This is a genomic window from Aquimarina sp. Aq78 (genome assembly GCF_900299525.1).
Taxonomy (GTDB): Bacteria; Bacteroidota; Bacteroidia; order Flavobacteriales; family Flavobacteriaceae; genus Aquimarina.
Genome location: NZ_OMKA01000023.1, coordinates 161,284 through 184,310 on the forward strand (window position 1 = coordinate 161,284; position 23,027 = coordinate 184,310).

Annotated in this window: 14 protein-coding genes; 4 read left to right on the plus strand and 10 right to left on the minus strand. The window is 33.6% G+C overall.

The genetic code is table 11. From position 1 onward, the window contains the following. Positions 1-166 precede the first annotated feature (166 nt). Both DG435_RS13885 and DG435_RS13890 read left to right on the plus strand, forming a co-directional pair. Positions 167-1,333, plus strand: a complete 1,167-nt coding sequence (locus DG435_RS13885) for a serine hydrolase (protein WP_106791539.1) — start codon at positions 167-169, stop codon at positions 1,331-1,333. Further along, positions 1,323-2,036 (plus strand): 3'-5' exonuclease, encoded by a 714-nt coding sequence (locus DG435_RS13890; protein WP_106791538.1) that lies wholly within the window; start codon positions 1,323-1,325, stop codon positions 2,034-2,036. Before DG435_RS13885 ends, DG435_RS13890 begins: the two co-directional genes overlap by 11 nt. 441 nt (positions 2,037-2,477) lie before the next feature. Here DG435_RS13890 and DG435_RS13895 read toward each other — a convergent pair whose 3' ends face one another. The 6 genes from DG435_RS13895 to DG435_RS13920 form a co-directional block, all read right to left on the minus strand. Next, positions 2,478-5,684 carry a M14 family zinc carboxypeptidase gene (locus DG435_RS13895; RefSeq protein WP_108840623.1) on the minus strand — a complete coding sequence of 1,069 codons (3,207 nt, stop codon included), beginning with the start codon at positions 5,682-5,684 and terminating at the stop codon, positions 2,478-2,480. Positions 5,685-5,813: 129 nt separating this feature from the next. Further along, complete coding sequence (locus DG435_RS13900; protein WP_106795171.1) at positions 5,814-6,044, minus strand: hypothetical protein; 231 nt, start codon at positions 6,042-6,044, stop codon at positions 5,814-5,816. Between the two features lie 945 nt (positions 6,045-6,989). Further along, on the minus strand, positions 6,990-10,292 hold the full coding sequence (locus tag DG435_RS13905; protein WP_199916872.1) for a GEVED domain-containing protein: 3,303 nt from the start codon (positions 10,290-10,292) through the stop codon (positions 6,990-6,992). A 459-nt stretch (positions 10,293-10,751) separates the two neighbouring features. After that, complete coding sequence (locus tag DG435_RS13910; protein ID WP_106791535.1) at positions 10,752-13,880, minus strand: T9SS type A sorting domain-containing protein; 3,129 nt, start codon at positions 13,878-13,880, stop codon at positions 10,752-10,754. Positions 13,881-14,313: 433 nt separating this feature from the next. Further along, on the minus strand, positions 14,314-15,279 hold the full coding sequence (locus DG435_RS13915) for a YheT family hydrolase (protein ID WP_106791534.1): 966 nt from the start codon (positions 15,277-15,279) through the stop codon (positions 14,314-14,316). Further along, on the minus strand, positions 15,279-16,280 hold the full coding sequence (locus DG435_RS13920) for a bestrophin family protein (RefSeq protein WP_106791533.1): 1,002 nt from the start codon (positions 16,278-16,280) through the stop codon (positions 15,279-15,281). The genes DG435_RS13915 and DG435_RS13920 overlap by 1 nt, the downstream gene beginning before the upstream one ends. A gap of 191 nt (positions 16,281-16,471) precedes the next feature. On the opposite strand from DG435_RS13920, the gene DG435_RS13925 reads away from it, so the two are divergent. Further along, positions 16,472-16,954, plus strand: a complete 483-nt coding sequence (locus DG435_RS13925) for a thioesterase family protein (protein ID WP_106791532.1) — start codon at positions 16,472-16,474, stop codon at positions 16,952-16,954. 118 nt (positions 16,955-17,072) lie between these two features. On the opposite strand, the gene DG435_RS13930 is transcribed toward DG435_RS13925, so the two are convergent. The 3 genes from DG435_RS13930 to DG435_RS13940 all read right to left on the minus strand — a co-directional run bounded on the left by DG435_RS13930 (position 17,073) and on the right by DG435_RS13940 (position 21,521). Beyond that, positions 17,073-20,129: a S8 family serine peptidase gene (locus tag DG435_RS13930; RefSeq protein WP_106791531.1), complete on the minus strand. Its 3,057-nt coding sequence runs from the start codon at positions 20,127-20,129 to the stop codon at positions 17,073-17,075. 149 nt (positions 20,130-20,278) lie between these two features. Continuing rightward, positions 20,279-21,175, minus strand: coding sequence for a DMT family transporter (locus tag DG435_RS13935; protein WP_106791530.1), 897 nt, complete (start codon positions 21,173-21,175; stop codon positions 20,279-20,281). Next, complete coding sequence (locus tag DG435_RS13940; RefSeq protein WP_106791529.1) at positions 21,168-21,521, minus strand: arsenate reductase family protein; 354 nt, start codon at positions 21,519-21,521, stop codon at positions 21,168-21,170. The genes DG435_RS13935 and DG435_RS13940 overlap by 8 nt, the downstream gene beginning before the upstream one ends. Before the next feature lie 202 nt (positions 21,522-21,723). Here DG435_RS13940 and DG435_RS13945 point away from each other — a divergent pair, with 202 nt between their 5' ends. Continuing rightward, positions 21,724-22,179 carry a DinB family protein gene (locus DG435_RS13945; protein WP_106791528.1) on the plus strand — a complete coding sequence of 152 codons (456 nt, stop codon included), beginning with the start codon at positions 21,724-21,726 and terminating at the stop codon, positions 22,177-22,179. A gap of 46 nt (positions 22,180-22,225) precedes the next feature. Here DG435_RS13945 and DG435_RS13950 read toward each other — a convergent pair whose 3' ends face one another. Beyond that, positions 22,226-23,005 (minus strand): DUF3298 and DUF4163 domain-containing protein, encoded by a 780-nt coding sequence (locus DG435_RS13950; protein ID WP_106791527.1) that lies wholly within the window; start codon positions 23,003-23,005, stop codon positions 22,226-22,228. Between the last annotated feature and the right edge of the window lie 22 nt (positions 23,006-23,027).

Sequence of the window (23,027 nt, forward strand, 5' to 3'; positions counted from 1 at the left end):
ATGAAACTGAGATATCTTATTATTGTTTTCTGAATCGTTGCGATGATAATAAGTATAGGGTCGCCAAATTTTGACACCCTTTATTTATCTGTAATTAATTTTCATACATTAGCTAAACAAGTCACTTGTTTTTAATATTATCATATTAACTCAAACTTATATTGAAATGATAAAACGGATACTCAAATTTTTCTTAAAAAGTTTACTTATTGTTATTGTACTCTGCGTAGCACTGTTGTATATCTTTGATTATGATTATATACTCAAAGGGGTTAGAGTGGTTTATATGACAGGTCACACCACTGCGTATCTGGATGATTATTCATATTTTGATAATCGTACTGTAGAAAAAGGAAATGGTACCATTGCCTGGGCTACTCATCCAGGATATAATAAAGTGCAAAGTACAGATAAACTTAATGCTATTAATGAGGAGCTAGGTACTGTCGCTTTCATGATTATTAAGAATGATAGTATTTGGTATGAAAACTATGCCGAAGGATTTGGGATTGATTCTAAAACCAATTCTTTTTCTATGGCAAAAAGTATGGTGACAGGTATGTTAGGAAAAGCAATTATGGATGGTCATATTAAAAGTTTGGATCAGCCTGTTGGAGATTTTTTTCCTGAGTTTTCTCAAGGTCTTGCAGCAAAAACCACTGTAGGTGACCTTTCTTCAATGTCTTCTGGTCTTAACTGGACCGAGCATTATACCAGTCCGTTTTCTATTACAGCCAGAGCGTATTATGATCCCAATATCAGAGATATAATGTTAGGATTAGATATTGTTGAAGAACCAGGGCAAAGATTCGAATACTTAAGCGGCAATACTCAATTATTAGGTATGGTTATTGAAAAAGCTACCGGGAAAAAGCTCTCGACATATTTAAGTGAGAGTTTTTGGAAACCTTTGGGGATGGAGCATGAAGCCATTTGGCAATTAGATGGAGAGGAGAGCGGTATGGAAAAAGCATATTGTTGTATAGCAAGTAATGCTAGAGATTTTGCTCGTTTTGGAATGCTGTTTAAAAACAAAGGAATGTTCGCAGGTGAACAAATATTACCAGCAGAGTTTACAGAATTGGCAACAAAACCAAGATTTGAAGATGGACAAATGTATGGATATGGTTTTTGGCTATCAGATCACTTGGATAAGAAAATTTTTGCCATGCGAGGTATTTTAGGACAATATGTAATTTGTATTCCCGAGGATAATATTATGATTGTACGATTAGGGCATAATCGTGGTCAGTTTGTTCCAGGAGAATCATTTACAGAAGATTTCTTTGTTTTTATTGAAGAAGCTTACAAAATGCTTAAGAATGCTTCATAAACTCAATCTAGAACATATCTTGTTTCTGGATATAGAAACTGTTCCTGAACATGAGAATTTTGAAAATCTTAGTGAAGAAACCAAATACCTGTGGGCCGATAAAACCAAATATCAACGTAAAGAAGAGTTCTCTCCCGAAGAGTTCTATGAAAGGGCAGGGATATGGGCAGAATTTGGCAAAATTGTATGTATATCTGTTGGGTATTTTACATTTAAAGGAGAAACGAGATTCTTTAGGACCAAATCCTTTTATGGAGAAGAAAAACAATTACTAATCGATTTTAAAAACTTAATCGAAACCCATTTTGGGAGACCACATCATTTGCTTTGTGCCCATAACGGAAAAGAGTTTGATTTTCCTTATATCGCCCGTAGAATGATTATTCATAATATAGGATTACCGTATAAGTTGAATCTATTTGGCAAAAAACCCTGGGAAGTGGCTCATTTAGATACTTTGGATTTATGGAAATTCGGAGACTATAAACACTATACTTCTTTAAAATTACTTACCAATATTCTAGGCATCCCATCACCAAAAGATGATATTGATGGGAGTCAGGTACGACAAGTCTTTTATGAAGAACAGGATATTGATCGTATCATTATTTATTGCGAAAAAGATACAGTTGCTGTTGCTCAAATCCTACTTCGATTGCGACAAGAAGAATTATTAGATGAAGATGAGGTAGTATCTGTATGATTTCAACAAAAAATTAACCTTTTATAGTAATTTGTTTTTGATATGGAAAAGAAAGGAAACAAGTCCTTTCTTATTCCATAATACTACTAATTTTGACGAAACGTTTACAAAGTCGAGTCGAAAACAGGAGTAACAACTCATTATTTTAATCCGGGTTTGAATTTTTTATTCTTTCTGTAGCCTACAGAATTAGTTTTAAAACATAAAAAAGTAAATATCCTTTATGCTATTATTTCTCTCTAATTATGACGTGGTGAAAAGAGTGTTTACGAAGTAAGTATCTAAGATACAGATTCTATCAATATGTACAAATCTTTTTTGAGATAAAATTTTCTTATGATATTTTTTGGATTTATAATTGATCATACAGGAGATAATTCTAAATAGTAAACAAAAAACCACCTTGTACAAGGTGGTTTTGTGCAATATTTTTGATTTTATTTATTTTAAAATAAGTTTTTTAGTTATTGTTTTAGTATCTGATTTAACCGACACAAAATACATTCCAGATGGTAAATTGTTCAGTTCTATTCTATTTTTAGACATTTTACCATTTCTTACTATTTGGCCCGCTTTATTAATAATTCTGTATGTAGACCCATTAAAATTATTCATTCTGATTATAATGAAATCTTTTGCAGGAACTGGGTGAATAACAATGTCAGAGCTTTCTATATCTGTTTTCACATCTGTATTTAAGTTATGCATTGCAGCATTTCCTACACAAAAGTTTTTAGTATCTTCAGAAGTAAACGATGCGCCAGAAGCTAGTACAGCACCAGAAGTGCTATTGGTTAGTTCATAGGAACCGTTACCATGACTACAGCAAATTCCATCACCATAAGAATCTTTGAATACTAACGTATAACATCCGGCATCAAGAGTTTTGGTTATATTAAGAGTTGACCCATCAGGTTGAGATGGATATGTTCCTCCAGAATGTACTACCTGGTTGTTGCTATCTTTAATCTCCCAGCTGGTTTCTTCAGGATAGTTATCAAAAGTAATACGTAGTTTTACATCATAAGTAGAAGATGCTCCTGCAGTAGTTACATTTAAAGTACTACTTGCTGCAGATTCGTTTCCTGCTGCATCTTTAGCTTTCACAGTAAACTGGTATGCCGTGTTGGCGGTTAATCCAGTAATATTTCTTGTTGTTGCAGTTACCGATCCAAGATTAGTAGATCCTTGATATACATCATATCCAGTCACTCCTACATTATCAGTAGCAGCATTCCAAGATAGTGTAAGTGTAGTTTGAGCAACATTAGAAGCTGTTAATCCAGCAGGAGCAGAAGGAGCTTGAGTATCTGTACCAGATCCTCCTATGGCTACGGTGTAATCTTCTACTTCACCATAAGAGAAAGATTCACAAGGAGTTGGTATTCCATTGTACTTCATAGATACTCTCATTCTTGTACTTCCATCTTTTGCACTTGCAGGTACAGTAAAGCTACCACTTACCGGAGTTGTTTGTGAAGCCGCATTGGTCCATACTTGTTCTCCTGTATCGGCAAAATCTCCATCTTGATTATAATCGATCCATACAGAGTATCCTTCATTATATTTAGTTCCGGTCCAAGTAGGAGTAATGGTAATGGTATTGGCACTACCTTTAGATAGGTTAGTAGATTCAGCAGTAAAATCACTGTATCCACCACTTCCTCCTGTGGATGTTTTATCGATGGTTCCTAATTTTACATTACTGATATATTCGTCATTTACACTTTGACCATTAGAGTCACAGTAGTTAAGTTGTACATCTGTAGTTGTAAAGTTTACAGAAGCACTATAATTAGAATTAGTTCCATCGGTACACTTACTTCTTACCTGTACTTCATATGTAGTAGATGGGTTTAATCCAGAAATCACTTTAGAAGTTCCGTTTTCGGCAGAAGTTGTCCATGTTGTTGTTCCTGTTTGTCTGTATCTTAGATCATAAGTTGCACCTGCTACTGCAGTCCAACCAATAGTAGCTGTATCGGATCCCACGGCAGAAGAAGATACTCCTGTAGGTACAGTTGCACTACAAGTAGTAGAACCACCATTATAGGTTATGGTAACATTTGTGGTGTACTCCCAGCTACCATTATTTACAGTAAGTGTTATAGGGATTTGAGTTCCTGTTGGAGTGGTTGATTTTAACTGAAAATCAATAGCTCCATTATCAGTTCCTAAAAGTGTGATACTACCATATTGTTTTGGTTGCCCAAGAGAACTTATATGCGAAGAATTTGAGGACAAACTAACGGTCCAGTTAGCTTGATTAAGGCTAAAACGTTTAATAGAATATGCCACTGTTCCTGATGTATTCGTAATTGTTTGATTTGCATTATCTGGTGTTACTTTTGCATATTTGGCTGCCATCCTCATTATCTTGATGTTAAAAGGGTATACCTCATTACATAAAGGAATAATTCTACTGGAAGCTGGCCAGAATCCATCGTTTGAAGATCCTACTTCTGGAGTCATAGCAAAAACCTTGGGTTTAGAACTTTGTTCTCCATACATCCAATCATCAGAGCTTCCTCCTGCTGTGTATCCTACTGTTTGATTAGGAGTACCGTATGTATATGAATTTTCTTCTGTCATGTATGTACATATTTTTACAAATGTACTTTGATCAGGAGTAAATGTATTTGCCTTATATCCCCATGGATGAATCAAAAGGTTACTAAAAGAATGATAATTAAGTGCAGCTACAAAATTATGTTGATTCGTAAAATCTCTCATCGCCTGAGTTTCAGGTTCAGAAAATTTTGAAGGACCATGATACTGATCACTACTTGGATTTGAAGAAGACCCTCCTGGGGCAGCCCATTGATAGCCATAGTTACGATTTAAATCTATACCATATGATCCTCCATTGTTTCGTCTGTTTTTTCTCCAATATCCTCCTCCATTAGGGTTGGTTTGTTGATTGTGTATGTATCCATCAGGGTTAATAATAGGAACAAAATACAATTCAGTATTGTCTACTAATATTTTGATTTCAGGGTCAGAGTTATAATTCTCTAACAGATACCACATATAAAAAAGATTTTGTGAGAGTCCTACCGGTTCTCTGGCGTGATGTATAGAGGTATAAAGCATTTCATCTTCGTTTTCGTCGGTATCTGCATTATCACTTATTTTAACCATATAAATTGATCTGCCTTGAATTGTTGTACCGATAGATGATTTAGCAGTGATGAGTTGAGGGTACAGTTGCCTCATTTTATCCAGTGCAGCTATAGCTTCATCATGGGTGTGAAAGCCTGCCATACTGCCTAAGGAAAAATTGCTTGGAGAAGGCACTTGCTGAATATTATTTTGACTTATCTTACGAGCATTTTTTCTATCCGTCCTTTTATTTATCCTGGGAATTCTTTTAGAAAGATTACGAATTTTAATTTTATACCTAACGTTGTTTTTCTTTAGCAATTTAAGATCACTATGAGAGATTTCAGCAGTAACTTTTCCGTTTTCATAATGAAAGTGATCAACTTCGAGTCCTTTTGTTTGAAGAGCTTCTAATTGCTCTTTGTCTGTGTCAAAAATAACTCGATAATATTTTTCTTGTGCTTGTAGTATAAACATGTTGCATAGAAAAAAAATAGTGCATATCCAGAGGATATAGGATTTTAAAGAATTAGTGTTTGTTTTCATTGTTTGTGTGTTTAAGAGTTAGTTTTTGTTATTTTCTATATATTATACATGAAGAAAATAGAATGAATGAATGATGAAACATTCTTCATATTTATTTGTCAGAAGTGTAGAAAAAAGCGTAATTAATTCTTAGGAGTAGGTAGAAATATTTCTGATACTCGAATATGTGTTACCAACATTTATATTAAGATAGTTTTGAGAAATATCCTGATAATTTTTAATGGCTATACGAATGTTAGAACTAAGAATTAGTTGTTTTCTTGATGGTTTAATGTTTTTCTTTTTCTCCTGTAGTATTAGATGAGAAAAAGTTAAACTAAATGCCAGTTGAGGGAAAGCATTTTTGTTAGAATCTTTCATTATGACGAAGTTTGAGTTTTGTGCATGGTTAATATACTATAAATATAATTTTAATAAATCATATATACCCAAGAATTGTTATATATTTTATACCGTAAGTGTTTGTTTTTGAGAGCTTAAATGTGGTAAAGATGTGATTTCGTTACTTTTTTATGAGTTTTTGAAAAAGATAAATTTTTGTTATAAAAAGGTTTATCGCCAATCATTACAAAATAAGAACAAACATTAAAACTAATACATTAAAATTTTTTGTTATAAGTTGATTTGTGTGTTAAGTTTATAATTTAGAAAACTACTTAAAAAGGCTTTACGAATCAACCTGTATAAGTCCATAAACATGTTTTAAGATGGCTCAAAACATGTTTATGGATTTTTTTATAACTGATAATGAGATAGTTAATTTTTATTGATAGGAAAATAAATCTTACTTAGTATTGTGTATTAAAGACAGAAATAACTCTTGATAGGTGTTTTTTAATAAAAAAACCCTCTCCATAAAAGGAGAGGGCGTTCAGTAATTATACTTCTATTGTGTCCCCCAACACATTCGAATTATATCGGTACAAGACGGATCAATCCGACGATTTCCCTTAATATAATTACTAGTGAACAGATAAAAAAATCTCCGCTAAATTATACTTTAGAGTATAGCCTAACTATTAAAAATGATGTGTAAAAATGAGTGTGAAGTTATTTTGAGGGGCGAATATATAGATTAATCTTAATAAAACATGTTTTATTACATTAAATTGCTGTGTATGCATAGTATTATGATTCTTTTCTTCTATAATAAAACATATAATTAAGGACTCATTGCTTTAAAAGTCATTAGATATGGTAGGCGAGTATATGTGTTTTATTCAAACATATAGATTTGCTACTATTGTAAATAGAAAAACCCCGAAACAATTTGTTTCGGGGTTTTTAAATAATATTGAATTTATGTTATTGCTGGATAATAAATTTTTTGGTTAGTGTTTTATCATTTGATATAACCGAAAAGAAATACATTCCATCTGGCAAACCACCTAATTCTACTCTGTTTTCAGATACTTTACCATTTCTTACCATCTGACCAATATGATTAATGATTCTATAATTTGAATCCTTAGCATTGTTCATTTGAATCGTGATAAAGTCTTTTGCAGGAACAGGAGAGATCACAAATTTAGAATTTTTCAAATCAGTTATTGCGGTGTCATCGCTGTTGATATTATTTAATTGTGCATTTCCTACACAAAAGTTTTTAGTATCTTCAGAAGTAAACGATGCGCCAGAAGCTAGTACAGCACCAGAAGTGCTATTGGTTAGTTCATAGGAACCGTTACCATAACTACAGCAAATTCCATCACCATAAGAATCTTTGAATACTAACGTATAACATCCGGCATCAAGAGTTTTGGTTATATTAAGAGTTGACCCATCAGGTTGAGATGGATATGTTCCTCCAGAATGTACTACCTGGTTGTTGCTATCTTTAATCTCCCAGCTGGTTTCTTCAGGATAGTTATCAAAAGTAATACGTAGTTTTACATCATAAGTAGAAGATGCTCCTGCAGTAGTTACATTTAAAGTACTACTTGCTGCAGATTCGTTTCCTGCTGCATCTTTAGCTTTCACAGTAAACTGGTATGCCGTGTTGGCGGTTAATCCAGTAATATTTCTTGTTGTTGCAGTTACCGATCCAAGATTAGTAGATCCTTGATATACATCATATCCAGTCACTCCTACATTATCAGTAGCAGCATTCCAAGATAGTGTAAGTGTAGTTTGAGCAACATTAGAAGCTGTTAATCCAGCAGGAGCAGAAGGAGCTTGAGTATCTGTACCAGATCCTCCTATGGCTACGGTGTAATCTTCTACTTCACCATAAGAGAAAGATTCACAAGGAGTTGGTATTCCATTGTACTTCATAGATACTCTCATTCTTGTACTTCCATCTTTTGCACTTGCAGGTACAGTAAAGCTACCACTTACCGGAGTTGTTTGTGAAGCCGCATTGGTCCATACTTGTTCTCCTGTATCGGCAAAATCTCCATCTTGATTATAATCGATCCATACAGAGTATCCTTCATTATATTTAGTTCCGGTCCAAGTAGGAGTAATGGTAATGGTATTGGCACTACCTTTAGATAGGTTAGTAGATTCAGCAGTAAAATCACTGTATCCACCACTTCCTCCTGTGGATGTTTTATCGATGGTTCCTAATTTTACATTACTGATATATTCGTCATTTACACTTTGACCATTAGAGTCACAGTAGTTAAGTTGTACATCTGTAGTTGTAAAGTTTACAGAAGCACTATAATTAGAATTAGTTCCATCGGTACACTTACTTCTTACCTGTACTTCATATGTAGTAGATGGGTTTAATCCAGAAATCACTTTAGAAGTTCCGTTTTCGGCAGAAGTTGTCCATGTTGTTGTTCCTGTTTGTCTGTATCTTAGATCATAAGTTGCACCTGCTACTGCAGTCCAACCAATAGTAGCTGTATCGGATCCCACGGCAGAAGAAGATACTCCTGTAGGTACAGTTGCACTACATACTGTAGTTGTTCCTGTTAACCCAGTAACAATAAGAGAGAAATTTTGACTCCCTCCTGTTAATGTTCCTTTATGAGTAACTGTAATAGTATATGTTCCAGAAGCATTAGCGATATCCACTCTTTCAAAAGGATCTACAGTATTGTCTCCTGTACCATTTGTAGTAATACTGGTAAGTTTGTAAGGACTAGATGTGGTAGAACCTTTTGTAACCCTAATATCTAAGTCATTTACTAATACAGCTGTATTAGAATTTGTTGCAGTTACTGCAGTTCCTGCTCTGTCTGTCCAGGAAATAGAAGCCATTAAAGGACTTGTACCATCTGAGTCAACAGTTACAGTATACGTTTGACCACTCGTAAGTGTTAGTTCTTCTATTTTTGAAGCAGTTCCTTTGTTAGTAATAGCTTCTGCAGCAACTTTGGCATTTAATAATCCCCATCCGTACACCGCGTCAGGTCCAGAAGGACCAACATCATCAGCAGTATGAAGTGCTAACCCTTTTAAGGTTGCAGCTTTCATAAAGTTTCCATTATTACTATTGTAATGTTGTTGTAGTAGTAAAAGTGTACCCGTTACATTAGGTGATGCCATTGAAGTACCAGAGATACTGTTGTATGCTGTATCACTATTATCATAAGTAGAATATACACCAGTACCATTACCAGTAATGTCTGGCTTAATTCTATAATCATCAGTTGGGCCTTCACTACTTTGAGAATTGATAGTCATGCTATTAAGAGTTCCATCATTATTTACATTGGCATCTTGACCATTAGCAACTACAAGATTGTTTTTTGAAGTAGAGTGCCCTGTTAATTTATCATAAGAAGAATTTCCATCAAGTGGTTGAGCATTTGAATTGTTATCAAGTCCGTCATTTCCTGCGGCAACTACCATAAGATAGAATGGAGCGTTAAACATAATTTCATCCCATGTTCTGGATTCATCTATATAAGCTCCAAAATATTGATCAGGAACCGCACTGGCTCTAAAGCCATAAGAATGATTAGATAATAACATTCCATTTGCAGCTGCTGTTGTTGCTTCTGCAGCGTCATTATTCCAATCATGTGTTTTAGCTTTTGCCTGAGAAGCCATTCCTTTTGCATTAGCCTGTACTCCAGAGGCAACTATCGTTCCGGTAACATGCTGAGCATGAAAACTATTGCCATTAAGTGTTGTAACACCATCATTAATAGCAACCCTGTTATTTCCCCCTGCACCATCAAATTCTTGGTGAGTAGGTCTTGTCGCTCCACCATCCCAGACATAAGCAGTCATGTTTTGCCCGTCTAGATTTAGGCCTAAAGAACCTCCTGAGTTTAAATGATTTGCTCGCGTAGACTTTGCAGCATCTGCATTAAATGTAGTATAATAGAGAGGAGTACCATCTTTTGCTAATCTTTGTAGTTCAGAAAAGCTTCCGTTAGCATTTGTCATTTTGATTTGCCATCCATTTCTTTTGGCAGCCGCTATAGCTTCTTTCTTTTGTAATGCAGCTTTACTTGCTGATTCGGTCTGTAATTGATTTAGTTTTAACAGATTACTTTGTTGAGCGATCTTTGCCTTTTGCGAAGGATTCTGAGCGAAAAGTCCACCAGATAAAAATATCATTGAAGAAATAATAACGATATTTAATTTTGGTGACACTTGCCCATTAAAGCCCCTCAACGAAATAAGGCTTTTGTAGCTTTTTTTCATTGTTATTGAGTTTGAGTTAGTGTTATTGTTGTTTTTTTGAAGAATTCAAAGAAAACATTCGAATTTCTTAAATTATTCTTAATAAAAAAAAGTTTTTCGATGAAAAGAAAGAAAATTACTGTATAAAACATTATGATTATAATAATGCAACTATGTTGCAAGAAAAAACTTTCTTTTATTATCTGGTTAACTTATTGTGGTTACTTCACTTTGTTTTTATTTAGTAGTTGGTACAGCTTTTATTATTTCAAAATGAAATGCACAATGGGTTTATAAAACATGTTTTTTATAATAAATTAATATATGTGCATAGTATTGTGATGTTTTTCTTACAAAAGAAAAGTATATGATTACGTCCTTTTTATTTTGAATTCGTTGCCTTAAAAACTACTATTGCAGTAAATAGAAAAACCCCAAAACAAACTGTTTCGGGGTTTTTTAAAAATTACTGAATGTATATTATTGCTTAATGATAAGCTTTTTGGTTATGGTTTTAGTATCTGATTTAACCGATACAAAATACATCCCAGATGTTAAATTGTTCAGTTCTATTCTATTTTCAGACATTTTACCATTTCTTACTGTTTGACCTGTTTTATTAACGATTCTGTATGTAGAACCATTAAAATTATTCATTCTGATTATAATGAAATCTTTTGCAGGAACTGGGTGAATAACAATGTCAGAGCTTTCTACATCTGTTTTCATATCTCTATTAAAGTTATGTATTCGAGCATTTCCTACACAGAAGTTTTTAGTATCTTCAGAAGTAAACGATCCACCTGAAGCCAATACTGCGCCAGAAGCACTGTTGGTTAGTTCATAGGAACCATTACCATAACTACAGCAAATACCATCACCATACGAATCTTTAAATACTAAAGTATAACACCCTGCACCCAGAGTTTTGGTTATATTAAGGGTAGAACCATCAGGTTGAGATGGATATGTTCCTCCAGAATGTACTACCTGATTGTTAGCGTTTTTGATTTCCCAACTAGTTTCTTCAGGGTAGTTATCAAAAGTAATACGCAGTTTTACATCATAAGTAGAAGATGCTCCTGCAGTAGTTACATTTAAAGTGTTACTGGCTGCCGATTCGTTTCCTGCTGCATCTTTAGCTTTTATTTTAAAAGAATATGCTGTATTTGCTGTTAACCCTATAGCCTGATATGTAGTAGTAGTTATTGTACCAATAACAGTATTGCCTTGATATATATCATACCCGGTAACTCCAACATTATCCGTAGAAGCAACCCAAGAAAGATCAATTGTATTTTGTGTTACATTAGACGCTGTTAAATTTGAAGGAGTGGAAGGAGCTTGTGTGTCTACAGTTGATGATCCTGCAAGAGGGACTTTCCAAACACCTCTTCCATAAGTACCTGCCAATAATACTTGATCTGAATAATTAACTTCTAAGTCTCGTACAGAAACATTAGGTAAATTTTCAGAATAATTTTCCCAATTGTTATTTCCTTGCTTATAATATACTCCTAAATAAGTACCTACATAAATAGTTTCGGTACCTTTTTGGTGTCGGACTACATTTTTGGCTTCACTTGGCAAATTACCTGATATGTTAGAAAAATTTGACCCCTGATCAGTAGATTTAAAAACACCGTTAGAAGCTCCTGATGAAGAATAACCATTGGTAGATATATAAATGATATTAGTATTATCATTATGCACTTCTATAGAAGTAATATTTGTAGTAGAAGTATGGATTTTTGTCCAGTTTACTCCTTTGTCAGTACTTTTATATAAATTATTTTCACGAGAAGCATAAATATTGTTTGTATTAGATGGGTCTACTTCGATTTGATCTAACTTGCCACCAAAATTGAAGTTAGAAAGTCTCTGGAAATTATTATTATTAAGTTTATAAAATCTAGAATACCCTGCATAAACATTTCCATCTTTATCAGAAACCAGAGGAGTAACCCAATTTCCTGATTCAGGTCCATCGGCTACTCGAGTTTGTGTTGTTCCTCTATTGGTAGTTTTATAAAGAGATCCTCCTCCTTGTATAAACCCATAATATGTATTAGGGTTTGTTCCACTTACTGCACAATCCATTCCGTCTGCACCAAAATAATTGTTCCATGTATCTCCATTACGTGCATATCCTCCATTATCCTGAAGTCCTCCCACAAGGTTGTTAGAACTACTATTTTCTGCTACTGATATTCTGTAAAACTGACCTATCTGTAATCCTTTGGTTAAATCGGTAAAACTCCCACCATCATTTTCTGATAAGTATACTCCTCCATCACTACCACACATTAACTTTCCATCATAATAACGTAAAAAGTGAATATCTGCATGGGTGTATGAAGCTTGTTGAGGGTTTGACCAACTATTGATTGCTGAGAAGTTATTTCCTCCATCAGTAGATTTCCATATATTAAGACATCCTACAAAAATGGTATTGGCATCTGTATCTGAAACTGTTAGTGCTAAATCATACCAAGCTTGACCTGATTGTAATATATTAGTAGTTTCTTGAGTTTTTGTAAAGCTATTTCCACTATCAGTTGAGCGATATAAACCTTGAAAAGCATAATTGGCATTTCTGGTTTTGGCACTTAAAACATAGACATAGCTAGGATTGGCAGGGGTAACTTCGATGACAAATCTTCCTGAACTTGATGGTAGTCCACTTTGTATTTTTGTAAAGCTGGTTCCTCCATTTGTTGATTTATAAAAAGAATCTTTTGTAGTTGCATAAATTACATTAGAATCGCCTGGTTTGAGTTTAATATCCTTTACGTCTTCATTCAATGTTTTAGTCCATGCAATTCCTGCATTAGTAGTTTTATAAACTCCCTGACTAGTTGCTACCCATAATGTATTCGAGTTATTGGGATCGATATAAATATCATTACTCGAGGTTTGTGAATTTGAAAATTCTAGGCCTGTTTTGGCCCAGGTATTTCCTCCATCAGTAGATTTAAGAACCCCAATGCTATACGAATCATTGGCATCATCATCACCAGTAGAAATATAAACAATATTCGAATTATTAGGATCGATAGCTATACCAGAGACACCAATTTGAGGAAGGTCATCTGACAAAGAGGTCCAATTTGCACCTTTGTCTGTAGATTTCCATATTCCTCCTGCTGGAGCTCCAATATAAAATGTATTAGGGTTATTAGGATCTACAATAACAACATTTACTCGCCCTTGTCCTGGAGACCATGAACCTGTTACTTCATGATCAAATGGCCCCATAGGAACCCAGCTTACAGCTGCCTTTGTAGAAGAAGAGGCCATATTGTTCTTCTCTTCCCAGGCTTTCCATAAGTGCTCGGGAGTTGGTATGGTACCATCTGGTAATAAAGAATTCTTCCAATATTCCTGCCATCTCTTAAAAGGCTTATATCCACTACCTTTTTTCTTATGGTTTTTGTCTGTCCAATAGGTGTTAAATGCATTAGTGATGTTTTGAAATTTTACAGAGGTGTTGACCCCTGAAGAATTCTTGCTTTGATTTAAATCCTGCATCCAGGGGGCGCTTGAGTTATATTGGGAATGCCCAATATAGCAAATAAGTGCGGCTAAAATGATAAATGGTTTTTTCATTTTTTGTGTTTGAGTTTATGTTAAAAAAATTGGTTTATTAAACTTGATGAACTAGAAGTTCACAGATCCATAAGGGTAATTAATCAGTACTACTCTATAAATATTATTATAGAATAATAGAAAGTTTTTTATAAGGTTAATTAGTTTTTCGGGATTCTTTGTAGTAGAGAAAAACTAGTAGTATGTTAAGATTATAAATTTTCAAATCTTATTTGCTAATACTAAGAGGAGGTAGGTTTTTGATTTGGTTTCATTTTTTGTTGAGTTTGGGTTAGTTAAATTTCCTTCAAAAATCGAAGAATCATGATCAAAGCTCATCAAATCTTTTTGATAAAAAAAAGTTTTTCGATGAAGAGAAATAAAATTACTGCACAAAACATTAAGATTATTATAATGCAACTATGTTGCAAGAAAAATCTTTCTTTATTTAATGTTAATTGGGTTGCTCAAAAAAATTTAATGTTCGCAATTCATTATAATACACTCTATTAGGAAGGTAAAAACCTACATGACCTCCATAATCTGGGGTTTCAAGAAATAAATTGGGATTTTTCTTGGCTTCATCAAAAGGATAACAAAGATCTCCCAGGAAAGAATCATTTTTGGCATTAAGAATAAGGGAGGGAACTTCGATATGTTTCAGAAATTGCCTGGAGCTACATTTAGAATAATACTCCATCGCATTTTCATACCCATGGGCTTTACTGGTATATAAATTATCAATATCCATAAGAGATTTGCAAGCTCTAATATCTGATGTAGTTAAAGTGTCAGAAAATTGAATTTGCCGATCATACAATTTGGCTTTTAAATGGTTTATAAACCGTTGTTGATAGATGTAATTTTTTGGTTTATTTATTTCTGATAGTGAATCATATAGATCACAAGGAACTGAAATAGCCGCGGCAGTTTTTATCTCTGAGGCTAAAGAGCGACCTTCTCCCAGGTATTTTAACATAATATTACCTCCTAAACTAAATCCACATATTGATATATTTGTATAGGTATATGTTGTAAGTATATGTTTGATAATACGATCCAAATCTTCACTGGCTCCTGCATTATAAGATCTATAAAGACGGTTTACTTCTCCACTACAATTTCTAAGGTTTATTGCTGCAGAATCCCAGCCATTATGATTTAGGTGTCTCGCCAGTCCAAGCATATATTGACGTTGTCCATTACCTTCTAGTCCATGGATAATGACCGTTAGTTTTTTTGAGTTTGATACTGCACTGTAACTCCAGTCAAGATCAATAAAATCTCCATCATCAAGTTCTACACGTTCTCTTTTTTGTGATACTCCTTTTACTTTACGTAGTAGATTAGGATATATGGTAGACATATGACCATTTCGAAATAAAAAGGGAGGGGTATATTTAGATTCAATTAGCGGCATTAGTATAATATATTATCCTTTGGTTGTTCTTTTTCTGGAAGATTTTTTTCATCAAGCATGTCACGCAGATCAATTTCAATAGTTTTACATAATGCAGTCATTGGCACATCATTAATTCTTCCTTCAAAAGGATCTTCACTGTTACTTCCAATTTTTTCCATAGTAAAGAAAACCCAGCTTATTAAAATAGATAATGGTATCATTAAAAAGACAAACCATTGCTCTATACCATTTGTCATTTCACTTAGTTTGTTTTCAAAAACATTAAGTAGACCAAAAGGCAATAAAAGAATAAATATCCAGGTAAACAACGTGCTGAAATATGCATATTGTCTTGGGAAAGGAGTATTCTTAATACGTTCACATTTACCTTGAAGATTGTATAACTCTTCTAGGATATTATGAAAAAGCTGTTTATCAAATTCTGTAATTTTACCTTGGTCAAGAAGTTGTTTAATGTGAAGTCCTTGATTTTTAACTAGATGGGTGGCAGGGTTTTTTCGTTTTAGTAAATCCTGATATTCTTGATCAGACACAAAAATTTTTGAGGCATCACATGCGGGCTTTTGTTCACCATGTTTTTTAAAGAGTTTTTCTATAGCTCTATTCTCTTTCAAAGAAAAAGAATTTGGTTGCCTGAGTTGAATCCTTAAGGCATTGATCCAGGCAATATGTCTATAGATCAGAACTTGCTTGGTCTTTTGATCATCTTGTACCAAACATAATATCTGATTGGTCCAGGTTCTGGAATAATTTACGATACCACCCCATATCTTACGAGCCTCCCAAAACCGATCATAACTTTGGCTGTTTTTAAAACCAATATAAAATGCAACGGCAATACCAATTACGGTAAGAGGTTGAAAAGGGATATCAATAAATTTCCAATCTAAAAAATGATATAATGAAAAAATAACCGTAGTGTATATGGTGAAGAAAATAATATTTTTCCAGGCGTATCGAAGGATAATTCCCCAACTAATATTTCGTTTAATATACATTATGAGTTTTTTTTAAAACAAGAAGACCACATAGGTTTTCAAAGCCCGTTTCACTAAAATCCCGAAAATAGTACCTGGTCTTGGATATTCTTTGTTTTATGTGCATCATCAAATATACATATTTAATAACACTCTGCTATGCGTGCATAATAAGTTATTTTGTACTTTTGTTGATCAAAAAAATAGATATTATGTATTTAAAAGATTTTGAAATTAGATGGAATGATATTGATGCAAATCGTCATTTGGCGAATAAAGCTTATATAGAATTTGCAGCACATACCCGAATGTCTTTTTTAACAGAAAAGGGTTTTGATCAACGTCTTTTGAGTAAGTTTAATATTGGCCCTGTCGTATTTTATGAGCATATTTATTACTTTAAAGAAGTGTTTTATGGTAGACCGGTAAAAGTCTCTTTAGAAATTTCGGGATTAAGTGAAGATGGAAAGTTTTTTGAGTTCAGGCATAAATATTATGATTATAAAGGGCGAAATTTTGCACAATGCGAAATGATGGGTGCCTGGATGGATTTGAATACCCGAAAATTGATTGCTCTTCCGGATGAAATACATCAATTGTTAGACAGAGTAGAGCGGCCAGAAGATTTTAAGGTGCTTACCAAAGAGGATACAAGAAAATTTGCTAAAACCCCGGTAGACTTAGAACAAGCTTAAGAAATTACTTTTTTATATAACAACCCAACCCTGAAAATCATATCTAAACAAAAATCAATTTATTAAAAAAACCGCCTAAATAATTTTTAGACGGCTTTTTCTTTTAAGCTTTTTCTTTCTATTCTTTAATAAACTGCTTTGTTATTTGTTGTTTGTTAGTAGTGGTTAGTCTAAGAACATACATGCCAGGACTCAAATGATTTACATCAATATCTCTATTGTTCAATATTCCTTTATCTATTTCTTGACCTAGAATTGTATATATGCGATAAGAAGAATATTCATTATATGTACTTATCGAAAGCTTATTTTTGGCAGGGTTAGGATAAATTTTGGTTTCTATATGTTCTTTGTTAATAGTTACTTCTTCAGAAGTCCACCAGTATTCTGGAGCTCCTACACAGAAACTTTTAGTATCTCTAATTCCAAAGGATCCACCAGATGCCAGAATAGCTCCTCCAACATCATTTTGAAGCGTATATGAACCATTACCTTCTGAGCAACACATACCATTTCTACCTTCATCATATAAAATGATTGTATAGCAGCCAGCCGATAGCCATAAATCAATATTTGCAGTTGACCCTGCGACCCAGGATTCGTAAGGTCCTCCAGAGGCAACAATTTCATTGGTAGTATTTTTTTGAATTGCCCAACTTGTTTCTTCTGGATGATCGTCAAATGTGAGTGTTAATGTAGCGAAAGATGCGCCCAGTTTGGTATCTGTAGTTAATTTTATAGCATCTATTGCAATATCACTTAACCAATTGTTTCCAGTAATACCATTAAATCGTAATTTAATACTTTTTCCTATATAGTCAGATAAATCCACTGTTGCCAATTTCCAGCGCCCTCCTTGATTACCTGATTTGTTCCAAAGACTAGTCCAGGTAGTTCCGTCATCTAAGCTTATTTCGAAGTGAAGGGTTCCCATAGCTTGTGCTCCCCACATATGGTATTTAAAGCTAAACTGAGCTTCGGTTTTTTGTGATAAATCTATGCAAGGTGAATTAAGAATGGCTCTTTTTTGTGCATAATTAGGATCAGAAGCTTCCATGTATAGGTAATATTTACCTTGGCCAGGCCCTCTTGGTCCTGTGTTATTAGAAGGAGTTCCTCCTGTATTTATAGACCAATCAAAGTCATCATTTGCCTCTTGTGTCCATACCCCTAAAGTATTTTCAAAATTCTCTATATATGGATAAGAAGTTATACCATCAAAACAGCCTGTATATACCAGTGCAGTTGTAAAGATTTTTTGAGTACTAAAATCCGAAGTTGTACCATCACTACAAATACTTTTTATCTGTACCTTATATTTTGTGTTTGGTGATAAATCTGATAATATTGTTGAAATATCTGACGTGCTGGTTTGTATCCAGTTAGGATTTCCTACTGCTTTATATTGTATTTCATAAATCGCACCGCCAACGGTATTCCATGAAACTTTTGCTTGAGAATCTTTAATTTCAGAAAAAGTTATACCTGTAGGTGTTTCTGCAGTACATTCCAGATTATCAGGTGTAATTCCGGTAACGATAAGTGAAAAGTTTTGAGCACCATTAGTTAAATTTCCTTTATGAGTTACTGTTATAGTATATGTATCTAACGGGTTGTTGATTTTGATTTTCTCGAAAGGATCAACAGTATTATCACCTCTTCCACTTTTCTTAACCGATATAAGTTTGAATGGCCTAAATGTTTTTTCATCTTTAGTAATTCTAATATCCAAATCATTTACTAATGAAGGAGTAGGGTCATTTATAATTTTACTTGGTTTACCAGCTGGATCTGTCCATGAGATCGAAGCCATTAATGGAGTCGATCCATCTGCTTCTACGGTAATTGTATATGATTCTCCATCATTTAACGACAACTCATTCATTAAAGTTTTGTTACCATTATAAGTTATGGTTTCGGCAGCAGATTTTGCATTTAATAATCCCCACCCATGTATTGCATCTGGTCCTAGAGGTCTGATGTCATCTGCCGTATGTAATGCTAACCCTTTTAAGGTAGCGGCTTTCATAAATGTACCATTAACATTGTTATAGTGTTCTTGTAATAATAATAATGATCCAGCAACATTTGGAGAAGCCATAGAAGTACCTGTTAGGTGACTATAGGCAGAATTCTTACTTGATGATGTAGAATAGACACTGGTTCCGTTACCTGTAATATCCGGTTTTATACGTAAGTCATCTGTTGGCCCTTCACTGCTAGAAACATGGATAAGAGTAGAAACAAAATTTCCATAAGGATCTATCCTCGCATCATCGGCATTGGCGACCACAATATTGTTTTTGGCCGTAGAATGTCCTGTAAGTTTATCATATTTTTTTTTCCCTTGTAAAGGTTTGCTATTGGCAGTGTCATCCCTCCCGTTATTACCAGCGGCAACTACCATAAGATAATATGGTGCATTATACATGATTTGATCCCAATCTTTGGATTCTTCAATATATCCACCAAAAAAATAAGTAGGAAGTAAAACTTGCCCAAGGGGCCCTCTAACTCGATATCCGTAAGAGTGATTAGATACCAACATACCCTTAGAAGCTGCTTTTATAGCTTCTGCTTTATCTTTATTCCAGTCATATCCAATAGCTTTGGCTTGAGGCGCCATTCCTTTTGCATTTGGTTTAAGTCCAGAAGCCATGATTGTTCCTGTTACATGAGCAGAATGGTAATGAAGTCCTTTTGTATTGTCACCAATAGAAAATCGATTTTCACCTCCTGGTCCATCATATTCCTGATGTGTTTTTCTGGCTACTTTTGCATCCCATACATGTGCTGTCATATTTTGACCATTAAGATTTAAACCTAAAGATCCGCCAGTATTTAGATGATCGGCACGGGTTGATCTTGCAGCGCTAATATTATAAGTGGTGTAGTAAATAGGGTTACCATTAGGTGCGATTTTCTGTAATTCTATATATTTACCTTTTGGTAAGTTGAGTTCTGTTTCCCAGCCTTTTTCTTTAGCTTTTTGTTTGGCCAACTCTTTTTCTGAAATTGCTTTCTTTTCAAATTGCTTTTCTAATTCGATTAATTTTTGCTGTCGATACTGTTTTGTGATTTGTTTTTGTTGTGTCTTGGTTTGTCCAAAAGTGATTGTACCAGTAAATAATAGAAACAGGATAGATATCCCGAACTGAGATTTTAATCTTTTCATTTTTTTGGTTTTAAGATGGTTATTAGTCTTGTGTAATGCTTAATAAAAGACAAAAAAGAAGAATGTATAGACAGTCTTTTTAAGGTTATTTTAAATCGAATAAAAAAACAGAGAAAATTTGCTAAAACTCCGGTAGATTTAGAGCAAGCTTAAGAAATTACTTTTTTAGGAGGCTTAGTAACCAGGTATACTCCCAAAAAAACCAATACTGCAGATATTATTTTGACTGGATTTAGTGAATCTGCACCCATTAACATGGCAAAACTAATAGCCAGAAGAGGTTGTAGATATATAAATGCTGCGATTGTAGAAGCTCTTAAATGCCTTAGCGCAAATATGTTTAACAAATAGGTTAAAAATGTAGTTGCTATAACCACAAAAATCATTTTCCAGATTACCTCATATGGTAGCGAGAGCCATTCTACTTCACTAAATTCTGAAATGGTAATCGGAAAATTAATAATAACACCAAGTAAGAAAAACCACTTCATTAAAGTAATAGAATGATACTTGGTGGTTAAGGGTTTTACCAATATTAGATAAATAGCATATGAAGCTGCATTGATAACAAATAAAGCATTTCCTAATGGGATATTTGGAGCATCCTGACGGATTTCTGAACCAAAAAGAATAAGGCCAAGTGCTCCCGAAAAACCTAGCAAAATACCAATAGTTCTTAAAAAAGTAATTTTTTCTTTTATAAAAAAAGCAGATAAAATAAACACCAGAATTGGAGAGATGGTGATCATTACAGAGCTATTGATAGGTGTGGATAATTGCAATCCTTTAAAAAACATAAGCATGTTGATTACCATCCCAAAAATAGTACAAGCAATTACCCTTGGCCAGTCATTACGCTCTATTTTTTGTTTTGGTGCCCATATAGATGCAAGCCAGAATAATAATGCAGCACCAACTACTCGCAATAAAATAAAACCAAATGGTTTGATATAGATAGGCATCACACCTTTGGCCACAGTATGATTTATACCATATATCAAACTGGCACCAAATGCAGCGAGTAATGCAGCAGTTCTTTTATCCATTAATAGTAATAGTTGCCTCTTCTACCACTTTTTTACTGTTTCCGATAAAGATTTTGTCATTAACAATAATTACTGGTCGTTTTAAGAAAGTATAATGCTCTAAGATTAATTTTTTATAATCTTCCTCAGATAAATCCTGATTTTTAAGATCTCGCTCTTTGTATAACCGTGCTCTTTTACTAAATAAAGCCTCATAGCTTCCAGCTAAGTCATACATTTTTTCAATTTGATCTGTGGTAATAGTTTCGTTTTTAATGTCTTGCAAAATGAAATCCGAGGATGGATTTAATTCATTTAAAATACGCCTGCAAGTATCGCAAGTAGACAAATGGTATATTTTTTTCACAGTTGATTATTTTAAGTGTCAAAATCATCACAAAGGAAATTCATTTCACAATTAAAACTCATATTTTTGGCTAAAAATTATGAAATGAGCTACAATGATTATGTTGTTACTATACAATACGATTATTGGTAAATTTTATACCTGTGCTAAGCATAGTCGAAATATGACTTTTGAAAAACAATAAAATAAACAGATAAGTACCATGCAAGATTCAATAACAATTACTCGCGTAAATCGAAAAATATTAGAAAAAATGTTAGATAACTATTCTTTGGATCAATTAAATGAAGTGCCTGAAGGATTTAAAAATAACCTAATATGGAACATTGCGCACGTAGTGGTAACTCAACAACTATTGGTGTATAAATTGAGTGGATTACCAATGATGATTAATGATGAAATGGTAGACTTGTATCGAAAAGGAACAAAGACCGAAAGACCAGTTACTGCAGAAGAAGTATCAGAAATAAAGAAACTTTTATTTACAACATTAGATAAAACAGAAAAGGATTTAAGCGATGATATCTTTAAAAATTACAATGACTACAAGACTAGTACTGGATTTGTATTAAAATCTGTTGAGGATGCGATGAATTTTAATAATTATCACGAAGGGATTCATTTAGGATATATCTTGGCACTTAGAAAAGCGATTTAAGTAAGTTTGGATATAGAATTTATCTTTCCTAAGATAAATTGTTTTATCAAAAAATCTTAATTGCAAAAAACGAAGCAACCTCCTCCTTATTCAATTTTAATTCTATAGGTCCTTCTGCATAGGAGTTGATTTCATATTGATTGTAATAGAGAACAACTTCTTTATCTGTAAACCCTATAGTTGAAGGTAAACTGAAAGTATCATCTTCAAAAAAGAAACCGGTGCTATTAATCGATTCTTTTTCTGGGATTTCATGTTGTGTTCTAAAGATCTTTTCTACATAATCTTCAAATTCATTATAATTCTTAAATAATGACTTATTCGAAAATTGCTTTCCTGTTTTTGTGTCAATATTGATATAAGAAACTGTACCATTTCCATGAGCACCACCGGTAAATATATAAGAATCCATTACGACAGAGATTAAACCTGGACATTGAAAACTAAGTTCACAATCAATAGTAGCTTCATAAGGAACGATTTCTTCTGGGAATTCTTCACTAATATTTTGATACGAATTATTAAATTGAGAGATCGCTTCTTTAAGGTTTGGTTCTGATCCGTTTTCACCAATATTTAGAATAGAACAAGCTACATTTTCTATTTCTTTATTAATAATGGGAGCTATTGGATTATCATCAACAATTTTTAATACGTTGATTTCTAAAGAAGCGCAATCCACATTTTTGCAATCAAGAAGGGTATCTACTGTAAAATTTTGTTTTTCAAAAGTGAAAGATTCTGTATTGTCACAGCTATATAATCCCCAAAAAATTAGTAGCAAAAGAATGAATTTTGACTTGGTGTTAGTTTTTGTGTTAATCATCTACTAAAGGTATTAGACGAAA

Excerpts from the sequence above, each read along its gene's own strand:
- DG435_RS13905 (WP_199916872.1), bottom strand. The coding sequence starts at position 10,292 with ATGAAAAAAAGCTACAAAAGCCTTATTTCGTTGAGGGGCTTTAATGGG.
- DG435_RS13925 (WP_106791532.1), top strand. The coding sequence starts at position 16,472 with ATGTATTTAAAAGATTTTGAAATTAGATGGAATGATATTGATGCAAAT.
- DG435_RS13895 (WP_108840623.1), bottom strand. The coding sequence starts at position 5,684 with ATGAAAACAAACACTAATTCTTTAAAATCCTATATCCTCTGGATATGC.
- DG435_RS13885 (WP_106791539.1), top strand. The coding sequence starts at position 167 with ATGATAAAACGGATACTCAAATTTTTCTTAAAAAGTTTACTTATTGTT.
- DG435_RS13920 (WP_106791533.1), bottom strand. The coding sequence starts at position 16,280 with ATGTATATTAAACGAAATATTAGTTGGGGAATTATCCTTCGATACGCC.
- DG435_RS13945 (WP_106791528.1), top strand. The coding sequence starts at position 21,724 with ATGCAAGATTCAATAACAATTACTCGCGTAAATCGAAAAATATTAGAA.
- DG435_RS13900 (WP_106795171.1), bottom strand. The coding sequence starts at position 6,044 with ATGAAAGATTCTAACAAAAATGCTTTCCCTCAACTGGCATTTAGTTTA.
- DG435_RS13930 (WP_106791531.1), bottom strand. The coding sequence starts at position 20,129 with ATGAAAAGATTAAAATCTCAGTTCGGGATATCTATCCTGTTTCTATTA.
- DG435_RS13910 (WP_106791535.1), bottom strand. The coding sequence starts at position 13,880 with ATGAAAAAACCATTTATCATTTTAGCCGCACTTATTTGCTATATTGGG.
- DG435_RS13935 (WP_106791530.1), bottom strand. The coding sequence starts at position 21,175 with ATGGATAAAAGAACTGCTGCATTACTCGCTGCATTTGGTGCCAGTTTG.
- DG435_RS13950 (WP_106791527.1), bottom strand. The coding sequence starts at position 23,005 with ATGATTAACACAAAAACTAACACCAAGTCAAAATTCATTCTTTTGCTA.
- DG435_RS13890 (WP_106791538.1), top strand. The coding sequence starts at position 1,323 with ATGCTTCATAAACTCAATCTAGAACATATCTTGTTTCTGGATATAGAA.
- DG435_RS13915 (WP_106791534.1), bottom strand. The coding sequence starts at position 15,279 with ATGCCGCTAATTGAATCTAAATATACCCCTCCCTTTTTATTTCGAAAT.